General features: G+C 64.1%; 11 protein-coding genes. 3 read left to right on the forward strand and 8 right to left on the reverse strand.

Annotated features, from left to right (window positions below):
• Nucleotides 1-8: 8 nt before the first annotated feature.
• Nucleotides 9-3,017 carry a patatin-like phospholipase domain-containing protein gene (locus tag E1742_RS05205; RefSeq protein WP_134383868.1) on the reverse strand — a complete coding sequence of 1,003 codons (3,009 nt, stop codon included), beginning with the start codon at nucleotides 3,015-3,017 and terminating at the stop codon, nucleotides 9-11.
• Between the two features lie 499 nt (nucleotides 3,018-3,516).
• Here E1742_RS05205 and E1742_RS05210 point away from each other — a divergent pair, with 499 nt between their 5' ends.
• Nucleotides 3,517-4,035, forward strand: a complete 519-nt coding sequence (locus E1742_RS05210; protein WP_166793430.1) for an ester cyclase — start codon at nucleotides 3,517-3,519, stop codon at nucleotides 4,033-4,035.
• A gap of 191 nt (nucleotides 4,036-4,226) precedes the next feature.
• On the forward strand, nucleotides 4,227-4,883 hold the full coding sequence (locus tag E1742_RS05215) for a hydrolase (protein WP_134388033.1): 657 nt from the start codon (nucleotides 4,227-4,229) through the stop codon (nucleotides 4,881-4,883).
• A 265-nt stretch (nucleotides 4,884-5,148) separates the two neighbouring features.
• On the opposite strand, the gene E1742_RS05220 is transcribed toward E1742_RS05215, so the two are convergent.
• From E1742_RS05220 to E1742_RS05250, 7 genes are all read right to left on the reverse strand, one after another.
• A complete protein-coding gene (locus E1742_RS05220) occupies nucleotides 5,149-5,715 on the reverse strand; it encodes an FxDxF family PEP-CTERM protein (RefSeq protein ID WP_229466540.1) in 567 nt (188 codons plus the stop codon).
• 11 nt (nucleotides 5,716-5,726) lie between these two features.
• Nucleotides 5,727-6,305, reverse strand: a complete 579-nt coding sequence (locus tag E1742_RS05225; RefSeq protein ID WP_134383870.1) for a PEP-CTERM sorting domain-containing protein — start codon at nucleotides 6,303-6,305, stop codon at nucleotides 5,727-5,729.
• Nucleotides 6,306-6,907: 602 nt separating this feature from the next.
• Nucleotides 6,908-7,507: a hypothetical protein gene (locus E1742_RS05230; RefSeq protein ID WP_166793431.1), complete on the reverse strand. Its 600-nt coding sequence runs from the start codon at nucleotides 7,505-7,507 to the stop codon at nucleotides 6,908-6,910.
• A 146-nt stretch (nucleotides 7,508-7,653) separates the two neighbouring features.
• Nucleotides 7,654-8,166 (reverse strand): GNAT family N-acetyltransferase, encoded by a 513-nt coding sequence (locus tag E1742_RS05235; protein WP_134383872.1) that lies wholly within the window; start codon nucleotides 8,164-8,166, stop codon nucleotides 7,654-7,656.
• A gap of 180 nt (nucleotides 8,167-8,346) precedes the next feature.
• A complete protein-coding gene (locus tag E1742_RS05240) occupies nucleotides 8,347-10,593 on the reverse strand; it encodes a RelA/SpoT family protein (RefSeq protein WP_134383873.1) in 2,247 nt (748 codons plus the stop codon).
• Between the two features lie 125 nt (nucleotides 10,594-10,718).
• Nucleotides 10,719-11,072 (reverse strand): RidA family protein, encoded by a 354-nt coding sequence (locus tag E1742_RS05245; RefSeq protein ID WP_371860207.1) that lies wholly within the window; start codon nucleotides 11,070-11,072, stop codon nucleotides 10,719-10,721.
• Nucleotides 11,073-11,086: 14 nt separating this feature from the next.
• The gene (locus E1742_RS05250) at nucleotides 11,087-11,968 is read right to left on the reverse strand and encodes an alpha/beta fold hydrolase (RefSeq protein WP_134383874.1); all 882 of its coding nucleotides are present in this window, start codon (nucleotides 11,966-11,968) and stop codon (nucleotides 11,087-11,089) included.
• Between the two features lie 133 nt (nucleotides 11,969-12,101).
• Here E1742_RS05250 and E1742_RS05255 point away from each other — a divergent pair, with 133 nt between their 5' ends.
• The gene (locus E1742_RS05255; protein ID WP_134383875.1) at nucleotides 12,102-12,917 is read left to right on the forward strand and encodes a 3-hydroxybutyrate dehydrogenase; all 816 of its coding nucleotides are present in this window, start codon (nucleotides 12,102-12,104) and stop codon (nucleotides 12,915-12,917) included.
• Nucleotides 12,918-12,993 lie beyond the last annotated feature (76 nt).

Consider the following 12,993-nt stretch of genomic DNA (forward strand, 5'->3'; position numbering starts at 1 on the left):
CCACCCCGTCAGGCACCTTGCCGCGCTCCCAGAGCGTCGGCGAAGTCGGGCCGCAGCGCCACGATGCGGTCGATGTCGTCCGCGTCCAGCCCGGCCCCGAACGCGTTGTGCGCCAGGTGGCGTCCCAGCCGCCGATAGCTCTCGAACTGGTCTTCGCCGTAGAACTGGTCGCCCGTGGATTCATGCGGGAACGACGGATGCGTCGCGTGGTACTGCCACAGCGACGCGTCGCGCACGGCGTCCGTCAGCGACGCCTTGATGTAGACCAGCACGCCCTCTTCCGCGTCCACGCCGGGCCGCAGTGCCGGATAGAAGATCCGGCCCACGGCGCAGTGGGCCTTGCTCATGTCGCTGTCCGGGAGTGGCCGCAGCGGCGCCGTATCGAGGTCGATACGGGTATCGAAATCCACCTGCACGAGCCGCAGCAAGGTGCCCAGCGCGCCAAAGCGCCGCTCGGGGTCGCACTCCGCGTCGACGACGACAATGAGCTTGCAGCGCCGCCGTATCAGCTCGTATGCCCCCAGGTTGTCGAAGTGCCCGCCGTCGGAGATCATCAGGTATTTCGAGCGCTCGTCCGCCGTGCCGAACAGCTCCTTGACGAGGTACAGAAGACTGAACCACGGCCCCAGCGACGTATTCGAACGGCGCGGGTTGGCGCACCAGCGCCCCAGCCGGGCATTGAACATCGTCATCATGAACGCCACCGACGGTGCCGTATGAAATCCCTGGTTCGGGCTGGCCGCCGCCCCGGACGTGGCCATTGCCTCGCCCAGGCTCATGCCGCCGTTGTCGTAGCAGCCGTGCGCGCGAAACCCGATGGCGCCATTGCCGTTGATGGGCGAGCCGCTGCCGATGGCATACGGGGTGACCGTGAACGAGGCGCCGTGGCGCGTGTGCAGCGACAGGTCTTTCGAGCCGCCCAGGTTGACCGTGCAGTTAATCAGGTGCAGCGGCCCGCGCCGGCTGGCCAGGTCCGTCACCGGCAGGTCGTCGTCGTCGTCGAACTGGGTGAACTCCTGCGGGCTGCGACCGGTGCGTGAGGCGCCCAGGTAGCAGCGCACCAGCCGGCTGCGGTAGAACGCCTGCAGGCTGAATTCGTTGACGTCGATGCGCCAGCCCAGCACCAGCAACAGCAGCAGCACAGCGCCCAGCGCCAGCCGGACCACCGCGGGATCGGGCTTCGCCGTATTTTCCAGGAAGGCGCGCCAGCAGTCGTGCGGCTGGCACTGGGCCAGCTCCGCGGCACTTGCCAGCGTGCCGCCGCCCACCTTGACCAGCACGAAGTTGATGGCCATCGCGACGCCCAGCAGCAGGCCGACGATAAAGACGGTCGGCGCCACCTTGGCAACGACTTCCAGCCCGATCGACATGGCGGTCGGCTCGCGCGAACGGATTTTGCTATCGCCCTTGGTCGCGCCGGAGTTTGCGGCCAGCAGGCCGGCTACCGTGGTGCCGATCCATCCCATGACCGGCACGAACTTCTGCCAGGATTCGAGGTTCGCCAGCCACGGCACGAACGTGGGCCCGTAGATGGCGGACATCGCCACCACGTTCCAGCCGATGGCATAGATCCACAGCCAGGCGGCCAGGCGGCTCCACCACTCGCGCATGCCTTCCAGCGACGCGCGTCCCAGGATGCCGATCATCAAGGTCACCGTGGAGGCGAATGCCGACAGGACCAGCGGTGGCCCCCAGATGAAGGCGTGCCACGCGCCCGCCGTCGGGTGGAAGGTATTCATCAGCACGACAATGCCGGCAAAACTGGCGTGCAACAGCACGATGCACAGCACCGAACAGACGCCGATCAGAAAGAGGTTGAAGGCGAAGCGCGGCAGCCGCAGCCGCGTCTTGGTGCCGGCCCAGCGCTTGAACGAACAGCAAGCCAGGACCAGCACGGCGGCGAAGGCAAACGACAGCGGGAACGGCCAGAACCCGAGACCGGCGAGGAACACGTCGCCGAACGCCAGCGGCGGCGCCCGGTGCTTCAGCGCGGCGCTCCACAGGACGGCGGAGAACCCGACGCTGGTAAACAGCAGGGGCAGCACGACCAGCAGCTGCACCTTCCCCTGGCCGAAGTCGGGCCAGAAATTGACGGCGCTCTCCCTGCCCGCCAGCGTGTGCGCGCAGGCCACGCCGCCGACAAACGCCAGCGCGCCGCCCATGATCAGCATGGCGATGGGCACCGCAGGCGCGCCCAGCCGCACCACCGCTCCAGAGTGCACGCCCACCGGCAACGCCTTGGGAAACGGCTGGAAATCGAAAACCTGCCACAGGTACCACCCCAGCAGCGCGCAGCCGACGGTCAGCATGCCGCAAATGCCGAGGGCGACCTGCAATTGCTTGCGCTCGGCGCCCGCACTACCGGGCGGCGGCGGATGCGCCCTGCGCCGCTGGTGCAACTGGTTGGCGGCGATACACAGAACCGCGAAGACAAACAGGGCAACCGACGCCCAGCGCCAGCGCTCGTGCTCCGGCCAGCTCATGAACCAGTCCTTGGCCAGGTGCGGCAGCAGCAGGGCCACCACGATGCCGCAGACGACCGTCAGCTGCACCAGGAAGGCGTTGCGCGCCCAGACGGTCAGCATCGTCCACGTGTCGGCACTGAACATCCCCAGCCGGGGCGACAGATAGTTCGAATATTTGCTGAGGTAGGCGATCGACTTGTCCCAGCGCGCGACATTGTTCCGTTCCGCACCCAGCCAGCCCGGATGGCGATGGCAGTGCGCACTCAACCAGCCCATGATGTAGCCACCGCCGGACACCGAGGACAGGTAATCGAACCGCCCCAGCAGCTTCAGGTCGCGCAGCGCCTCCAGCACTCCCAGTCCCAGCGTGGCGCTGCGGATGCCGCCACCGGAAAACGCCAGGCCGGCGCTGGCGGCATCGGGCGGCACATTGGCCTGCCTGCGCCAGTCGTCGATGTGCTGCGACTCCGGGTCCTGCGCCCGGATCTCCTGCGCCGGCCCGGCGTCCGGCTTGCCGTCCAACCGCGCTTGCGGCTTCAGTACAGCGCTCATGGCCACCTCCCCGTGGATGCGTTCCACAGCGTAGTCCCATGGCGACGCCGGTGGTGTCACCAATTGTCACGGATTGTCACCTGTTGTTTTTCCGCTATCGCGCAGCAAGCGATGTGCTCGCGAACGCAACCCCAGCGTCGCCGCGATTGCCGATGCGTGGTCGCCCATCCGTTCCGCTATCTGTGATGGACGGCAGGATCGGCGTCGCGAGGTCAAGCCCTTACGCGGTGGCGAGCCTGGCGCCGACACCGCTGGCTCGCCGACCGCCTTTCTTTGACGGCGGTTTCCACTTACGTAGTTCTGGGCAAACTAAATCAACCATTCGGTATTTCAGGCCGGGGTTCTCTTCAAGATACTGGTGACATCAAGGCGGTGCAGCCGCCGATCGTGCCCAGGACATATGTGCACGGATGACGACTTGCGGGAATGCCTGGGCGGGTGCACGTACCGGCCTGCAACCTCGCTTTATTACGACAGTTCAATCCGGGAGGAGCCAGCCATGACCGCTGCGATCGATAGTTCAGACACCGACCCCGTGCGCATTCCCGGCGCCACCGGCAGCATCGCTGCGAATGAAAAACTCGCGCAATGCTGGTATCGGGCTTTCGACGAGGGAGATGCAGCCCTGCTTGAGGCCATCCTCGCCAGCGGGTGGGTCGACATACCGGCACCGCCAGGCACACCGCCCGGGGCAGCCGGAGCTGTCCGGACGATGAAGGCCCTGCGGGAAGCATTCCCTGATTTTCGCATTACGGTCAAGGACATACTCCACGACGGCAACAGGGTCGTTGTGCGTTCGGCGATGAGCGGGACCCAGTGCGGAACTTTCCTTGGAATGCAGGCCTCGGGGAAGACGCTCGAGATTCAGGCAATCGACATCCACGACATCCGCGCCGGGCGAATCTTCCGAACCTGGCACAGCGAAGACTGGATGAACGGCCTGCGTCAGCTGGGCTTTTTCACCGCGGAGCACGCAGCAACGAGAAACCCCGAGAAGTCTTCATCCCGCCCCGGATAGCCTGTCCTGACCCGCAGGTCTTGCACGCCTGAGCAACGCAATGGAAACCGTCCGAAATCGAGGACGCGGTCGCCACGCCCTCATTCCGGAACAGGGCGGCGCATCGGAATCACCATCATCGTCGACGCTGGCCTGCTTTCGTATCCGGCAGATCCGCCGATCGCAACCCTGACCACCCATTGGAGATATCCATGTCCCAGCAAGTCAATCCTAAAGCCGGCCTCGACGCACTGCTCACGCCCACCAACTGTGCACTGATTCTGATCGACCACCAGCCGTTCCAGTTTGCCGGCCTGCGCAGCCATGACTCCCAGACGGTTGTCAACAACGTCGTCGCACTGGCGAAATCGGCCAGGCTGTTCAATGTTCCGACGCTGCTGACCACGGTGGTGGAGGAACGGGGCGGTTATCTGGTGAAGGCGCTTCAAGACGTCTTCCCGGAGCAAAAGCCGATCAACCGTACCACCATCAATACCTGGGAAGACCCGAACGTGACGGGCTGGGTGAAGGAAACCGGCAGAAAGAAGATCGTCATTGCCGCGCTGTGGACCGAAATCTGCCTGGCAATGCCAACCATCCAGGCGCTGGGCGAAGGCTACGAGGTGTTCATCGTGACCGACGCGTCCGGCGGCGTTACCCTGGAAGCACATGAAATGGCGGTCCTGCGGATGGTCAATGCCGGTGCGGTACCGATCACCTGGACCGTTTTTGCATCCGAACTGCAGCGCGACTGGGCGCGCGAGGAAACAGTGCCGGCCCTGGCGCAGATGATGTTCGAGCACATGGGAAATGTCGGCACCAGTCTGGCTTGGGAACTGCAGTTGCTGGGGTCGGGCAAGCCGCGCTGAGCAGGCGTCTGCCGTGGCACGGTCGGCGTGCGCGATTCCCGGATCTCGCAGGCCGGGTGGCGTTGACCGCCTTACTGCTGCGCGGTCCGGCGCTCCAGGCGCGCAATGCAGGCCTTTGCTTTTCCGCGCCGCCCCGCCAGTGTGCGACGAATTGCCACGAGTCGCCAGCGGACTGGGATAGGGGGAAGCGCCTGGCACAGCCATCTTCGCCGCCACAGGCCTGCCGATACGCAAGCTGTGGCGGCGCCGGTGAAGAAGTCTCCGGTCACGAACGCTGCGCGGTGTCGCTGGCGCGGCGCCGCGCCAGCGCGCCGATAGCCGCCAAGCCGCCCAGCAGCATCAGTCCGGCCGAGGGTTCCGGCACGGCGCTGATACTGATGCCGCCCTGGCCGCCGGCCGTGATGCTGAACGCCCCCGCATCCTGGTCGAAGTAACCGGTCACAACATAGGTGTAGTGCTTGCCGGGCTCCAGGAACGTCTGCATGGCCGAGAAATTGTATCCATCGGTATCGAACGACATCAGGTTCTTGCGCGCGTGTTCCGGATCGAACGGGCCGGCGTAAAGGAACGTGACGCACCCGAAATCGCAGCTCGTCATGAGCGAATTCTCCCAGTTGAATTCGTTCGGGCCGGCGCTCGTCACGATGTCGAAGGCCCGGTAGGCCATGCCCGTCAGCCATGGATAAGGATCCTCGCCGACATCGCCCGGCCGGATGAACGTGGGACCGCCGGTAGTGTCGCCGGCTACCGTCACGATGGCAGCGGCGGCGTGCTGGACGAAACCGGCCGACAGCAACGCGGCGGCAATCATATTGCGGAGCATGTTTTTCATTGGTTCCCCCGTCAGTATGCGGTGTGGATGGATGCGGCGGGGCGGCGACGCGCGGCGACGCCGATGGCGCCGAGGCCGGCACCGAGCATCAGCCAGGCCGATGGTTCGGGCACGGGGTCGAGCGGCGCAATCTCGAACACGCCGTCGCCGGATACGGTCGTGCTGAAGAAGCCGTACGCAGTGGCGTCCTCACCCGTTACCAGGATCGTGTAGTGCCCCACTTCCAGCGGGCCGTGGAAATAGGCCGAGCTGTCGGAAGCTCCATAACCGTCGGCAAAGAGGAAGTTGGTGGTGGGGTTTGCCGCGTCGAAGGCGCCGGTGTAGATATACATCGAGCAATCGAAGGCGCACGTCGAGGCAAATGTGAGATTCGCGGCATCGGCCAGTACGTTGACGTCGAACGCGCGGTATGTGGTGTCGGGCAACGCCGGGTAGAACGGCCAGTTATAGGGCTCCTCGTTGATCCGGTCCCAGGTCGGCCCGCCGGTCGTGTCGCCGGTGACGGTGGTGATGGTGGCGCCGGCATGTTGCGCGAGGCCGGCCAGTAAAGCGGCGCCGAGCAGCACGCGGCGCAGGATGGGTGTTTGCATTGAGATGCTCCTGTCATGAAGTATGTGCCGATGGAACGCGGCGCAACGTGGCTGGCATGCGTGCCAGAACGAACAATGTCGATGATAGCGATATCAGAAATACCGGGAGTGCTCGGATTACTTGCGGCATATTGCATCGAACCGATGCATCACCGCGCCCTCCACCCGATGCCCTGAAACCCTGCGCCGGCAAGCTACGCTGAAGTTCTAGCGCATGAGACGATATTAGAACAAGAAACGCGGAAAACCTCACGAATGATAGCGCTATCAAATAATGCCTGATCGCTGCCATGCTTTTCGTGTGTTTTTTGTTACAACAGAGTGTGCGACGGGCGCTGACCCGGAGCCCTTCGTGGCACTTTGCATAATCGCCTGGCCTGCCATTCGGGTCGGCCGCCACTTCGAGCTGCACAGTTGGCCGTAATTGCAGGATGCGGTTCGTGTTGCCATCGTGCCTTCCGTGGGGCACGGGGTGATCCTGCACGTCGCTGCTGTTACTGGTACGACTGGTTGCGGCCCGAAGCGGACGTAATCCTGATACGAGCGCGTGTTAGCCGTCCGCAATTGATCTCGCGTGCGGTTGATCTGGTCGGCGATAGGTCTCAGTTGGTATGGTGGTAGTCGCTACGGCGAACATCGCAACCTGGCTCTTCGCTGGTTTTGTAGGAACCCCGGTCCTTGAAGTACAGTTGGTAATATTTTCCGTTTAATTTTACGAAGTGGAAGTCGCAGTGCGCCTCGATGGTGACGCCTTCGTGCTTGAATGACTGGAGCCGGGCTCGCCATGATTCAAAGGGTAGTTGGATGAGGTCCGTATGCAGTTCTTCCACCAATGTCTTATCCGGGTCGACTTCAATATTTCCCATCGGCCCGCCAGCTAGCATTCCGATCACATGCAGTTCATCGGCCGCATGCCGCAACAGATAGTCGCGGATTGCGCTATCCACGCCTCTCCTTGTAAGAGGGCTGGCCAAGTCCAGTTCATAGGTCTCATCGCCAATATTCACCCGGGTCAGCTTACCCTTAATCGGCAAGCCGTATGGCCGTTCGCCTTCGCGGTATTCGAAGCCATACTTCCTCAAAGCCGCACTCATCTCTTGCGGTGTAAAAGCGCTTGCACCACCCGCTACGGTCAGCAAAGCGAGGGCCGCCGCGGCTAACATCCCATAGCTGTGTAGCGTTTTAGGGGTCGGGGGCATCATTTCTCCTTGCGCCGGCACCGCCCGGCTGCGGGCGCCGCCTGGCTCGTTTCCCAATCTAGGCTGCGGTCGTCTGTCTGCATGCGCCCGCAGCACTCGACCTTCCGGTTCCGCCCTATTGCGGACGTTAAGCTTTGGCCAAAATGCCCTTACAACTCGCCCACTAGGGTCGCTGGACGCGTGTCGACCGAGAAGATCGGACCATGCCATTCTTCGTTCTTCACAATAGTTCGCTGATAGCTGGTGGGCCATGCCGTCTTTAGAAGCGATGTCCAAAAATCTTGCGCAACCCGATTTTCATGAATCACGCGCACTTCCCATCTGGCGGGGCACTGGGCCATGATCTCGCGCGCAGCCATTCTGCCCACGCCACGTCCCCGATACTTGCGGACCAAGAAGAACTCCATTATCGCGCAAGTCGACCCAGGGGTATGGACTTCATCGTTCGTTAGCGCAAATCCGGCCCACTTATCGTCTACCTTGATTACGTAAGCCGACCATGCTGGGTTAATCCAGAAGCAGTCCAGATCGTAGTAGCCATACTGGCCATGATCGTCAAGGTCCGTTCCGTCTAGCTCGGAAAAATCGTGCTGGTATAGCTCCATCAGGTTCCGCACGATCAGGCGTTCAGAGAGTTGGGCGCGTCTAACTTCGATCTTCATTTATGAGGTTTCTGACGATGTTTATCGAATTGGAATGCTGTCGAATCGAACGCAGTGGATGCGGGATGCCTATTGCGGTAGAAACGTGAAGTGGCCGACCTGGCCGGCAGCAGCCCGTCAAAACGACGCGCTGCACGGCATCGGCACCATCAAGTCATCCGACCGATATCGACACGCGTCTCACGCCCGCCGCGCCTCCAGCACACCCGTCACCTCCGAAATCGCCGACAACGCCTTCTGCAACTGCGCCGTCGCACCGATCTCCGCGGTAAAGGTCATGCGTGCCTGGCCCTTGGCGCTTTGCGTGTTGACGCCGATGACGTTGATCTTCTCGCGCGAGAAGATCTCGGAAATGTCGCGCAAGAGTCCCTGCCGGTCGCCGGCCAGCACGAACAGGTCGACCGGATACACCGTGTCGCCGCGCGTGCTGCCCCATTCCGTGACGATGACACGCTCCGGCGCCTTGGCGCGCATTTCGGCGAAGTTCTTGCAGCTCCGGCGGTGGATCGACACGCCCTTGCCGCGCGTGACGAAGCCGACGATCGGATCGGGCGGTGCCGGCTTGCAGCATCGGGCCAGCTGCGTCATCAGCCCTTCCGTCCCGACCACCAGCACGCCGGACTTGGCGCCCTGTTCCGTCGACGACGCCCGGCTCTTGTTCAGGACGACGGCATCCTCGGGCGGCGGCGGTGCTTCGCCGCCATCGTGCAGCGCCTGCTCCACGTGACGCAGGCTGAATTCCTCCTTGCCGACGGCCAGGAACAGGTCATCGACCTTGCCGAAGCCCAGCTTGTGCGCCAGCGCTTCCAGGTTGACGGCCGTCTTGCCCTCGCGCTGCAGGGACTTCTCCACCAGCGCGCGGCCGTGCGACAGCGTTTCCTGCATGTCGATCGCGTGGAACCAGGCGCGTACCTTGGCACGCGTGCGGTTCGCCACGGCGTAGCCGGGACTGAGCCAGTCGCGCGACGGACCCGCCGTACCGGGCGCGCCTTTGGCGGTAATGATCTCGCACGTCTGGCCGCTCCTCAACGGCGTATTCAGCGGCACCATGACACCATCGACACGCGCGCCGCGGCAGCGGTGGCCCACGTCGCTGTGCAGGTGGTAGGCGAAGTCGATCGGCGTGGCGCCGACAGGCAGCTCCAGCACGCGGGCCTGCGGCGTCAGCACGAAGATGCGGTCGTCCAGCGCGGCCGACTTGAGCTTCTCGACCCACTCGCGCTGCAGCTCCTCCTGGCCGACGACGGCATCGGCCACGTCGGTCTTCCACGCCAGCAGCTGGCGCAGCCAGGCGATCTTCTCGTCGTACTTCTGGCCCTGGAAGTTCGAGCCGCCTTCCTCCTTGTAGCGCCAGTGGGCCGCCACGCCGTATTCGGCGAAGCTGTGCATCTCCTGCGTGCGGATCTGCACCTCCAGCGGCCGGCCGTCGTCGGCCGTCACGACCGTGTGCAGCGACTGGTAGCCATTCGGTTTCGGACGCGAGATGTAGTCGTCGAATTCCTTCGGGATCGGCGTCCAGATATTGTGGACGACGCCCAGCACCGTGTAGCACGTCTTGACGTCGGCCACGATGACGCGGAACGCCCGCACGTCATACAGTTCGTTGAAGTCGAGCTCCTTGCCGCGCATCTTGTTCCAGATGCTGTAGATGTGTTTCGGCCGGCCGAACACTTCCGCCGTGATGCCGGCGTTGGCGAGCTCCGTCTGCAGCCGTTCGATCGACTGCGTGACGAAGCTCTCGCGCATCATGCGCTTCTCTTCCAGCATCTTGGCGATGCGCTTGTAGTTTTCCGGCTCGATGAAGCGGAACGACAGGTCTTCGAGCTCCCACTTGATCTGCCAGATGCCGAGGCGGTTCGCCAGCGGCGCATACAGGTCCAGCGTCTCGCGGCCATAGGCGCGCGTCATGTCGTTGAAGAGCTTGATGTCGGCGAAATAGCGCAAGGTGCTGCAGCACGACGCCAGGCGCACCAGCACGACGCGCATGTCGCTGGCCATCGCCAGCAGCATCTTGCGCAGCGTTTCCATCTGCGCCACGGCCTGCTGCGCCGCGTTCTTGCCGCGCGTGGCGGCGGGACTGTTCTGCGTCAGCTCGCGCAGGCGGATCAGCTGATGCACGCCGGTCACGAGGTCCGCCACTTCCTTGCCGAAGCGCGGCTCGATGGCGATGGCGTGGGCCGGATCGAGCAGGCACAGTTCGAACATCAGCCCGGCGATGCGCGTGGCCGCGTCGGTGTTGAGCAGCGCCAGCGTCGTGGCGACGCCGACGGCGAAATCGATGGCATTCTGGCCGCTCGTGGCGGTCTTGCCGACATAGGCGTCGCTGGCGAAATCGAATGCCGCGAGGACGCGCGCGCCATCTTCCGCGGACAAGCCCTGCACCAGCTGCTCGGACGTTGCGCTGTTCAGCGCCGCGATGGAAACCATATGGAACCTTGAACCTTGCTTCTTCAGATGCCGGCGAATCTACCCGAGCTCAGGTCGGGAAGGTACTGTAAATCCTGCGGACGGCACCGCCACCGGCGGCGGCACCGTCTGTTGCATGCCGCCGGTCAGCGCTGGGCGGCGACGACGACGATCTCGACCAGGCAAGCCGGATTGGCCAGCTTCGCTTCCACGGTGGCGCGCGGCGGCGTGTGACCCTGCGCGACCCAGGCATCCCACTCTTCGTTCATGGCCGGGAACAGCGCCATGTCGGCAATGTAGATCTGCGTCGACAGGATGCACGTCTTGTCGCTGCCGCTTTCCGCCAGCAGGCGGTCCACGTGGCCCAGCACTTCACGGGTCTGGCCGCGGATGTCCGCCGTGGTGTCCTCGGCGATCTGGCCGGCCAGGTACACGGTGTGATTGTGGATCGCCACTTCGGACAGGCGCTTGCCGACGTGCAGTCGTTTGATTTCCAACATAGTCTCTTCTTTCTTTACTGGTTCAACAAAAATTCTCTGACGAGCGCGATCTGGTCGTGCTGCATCAACATCGGCGCATGCCCGACGCCCGGGATCTCCACCAGCTGCGCGCGCGGACCGCGCCGCGTCATCTCCGCGGCGGTCTCGCGCGACAGCAGGTCGGACAGCTCGCCGCGTACGACCAGGGTCGGGCAGCGGATCGCATCGTAGGCCGCCCACAGCATCTTGCCGTTGGCCGCCACCGATTCCGGCGTCGCCGCGCGAAACGGCAGCGCCAGGCCCATATCGTAGTGGCGCACCCATTCGCCGCCGGCATCCTGGCGCAGCACGTCGCGCGCCATCTTGTCCCACTGCGCGTCCGTGTGGGGGCCGAACGGCTGCGACACCTCGCGCACGAAACGGGCGCCCTCCTCGAACGTGGGGAAGCGCAGGTCCTGGCCGATGTAGTCGCCGATGCGGTGCAGCGCCGCCGGATCGAGCGCGGGGCCGATATCGTTCAGCACGAGGCGCTCGATCGGACTGTCCGGCAGCGACGCCAGGCCCATGCCGATCAGGCCGCCCATCGACGTGCCGACCCAATCCACCTTCTGCCGCTCGCCGTTGGCGAGCACGCGCGCCAGCAGCGTCACCATGTCGCTGACGTATTGGGGCACCACGTACAGCTCGGGGTTGCGCAGCCGCCCCGAGCGGCCGCGTCCGACCACGTCGGGGCAGACCACGCGATAGCGGTCGGCCAGCGCGCGCGCCAGGTCGTCGAAATCGTCGGACACGCGCGTGACGCCGTGCACGCAGACGAGCACATTGGGATTGTCCGGCGCCCCCCATTCCTTGTACGCCATCCGGTGCAGACCGGCCGGCGAGATGCATTGCACTGATTTGACTGCTGGTCCATTCATCGCGCCGTCTCCTGCCAAGTATTGGTTTTTGCGCTACATTTTACCGTGCGCCGCATTTAAAATCCTCCGGAAGTGTAGCGCAGCGCATCGGGCAAGACCAAACCGACTCATTTACTTTACAAAAAGGATCACCATGAACAGCGTTTCAAACGGCAGTGCCGGCAGCACGCTGGCGGGCAGGACGGCCCTGGTTACCGGCTCCACGTCCGGCATCGGCCTGGGCATCGCGCGCGCACTGGCGGCGCAGGGCGCGAACATCGTCTTCAACGGCTTCGGCGACGCGCAGGCCATCGCCGCGCTGCAGGAAGACACGGCAAAGGCATTCGGCGTGCGCACCGTGCACCACAATGCGGACATGAGCAAACCGGCCGAGATCGAGGCGATGATGCGTTTTGCTGCCGAACAGTTCGGCGACGTGGACATCCTCGTCAACAACGCGGGCATCCAGTACGTCGCCAACGTCGACGAGTTCCCCGTGGAGAAGTGGGATGCGATCATCGCCATCAACCTGACGTCGGCCTTCCACACCAGCCGCCTGGCCCTGCCGGCGATGAAGCAGAAGAACTGGGGCCGCATCATCAACCTGGCGTCCGCCCACGGCCTGGTGGGATCAAGCGGCAAGTCCGCCTATGTCGCGGCCAAGCACGGCCTGGTGGGTCTGACCAAGGTGACGGCGCTGGAGACGGCCCGCACGGGCGTCACCGTCAACGCCATCTGCCCCGGCTTCGTTCTGACGCCGCTGGTGCAGAAGCAGGTCGACGACCGCGCCGCGAAGGAAGGTCTGACGAACGAGCAGGCCAAGCTCGCGCTGCTGTCGGAGAAGCAGCCGTCCGGCGACTTCGTCACGCCCGAGCAGCTGGGGGGCCTGGCCGTGTTCCTGTGCAGCGACGCGGCCAACGAGGTGCGCGGCGCGGCGTGGAACGTCGATGGGGGTTGGGTGGCGCAGTAAGCGTCGCGAAAAAACCCGCCAGCCGGGCGCTGGGCGGCGGCCATTAACGGTTACGATTGCATATTTACCATCGGAC

This window comes from Pseudoduganella plicata, from assembly GCF_004421005.1.
Taxonomy (GTDB): Bacteria; Pseudomonadota; Gammaproteobacteria; order Burkholderiales; family Burkholderiaceae_D; genus Rugamonas; species Rugamonas plicata.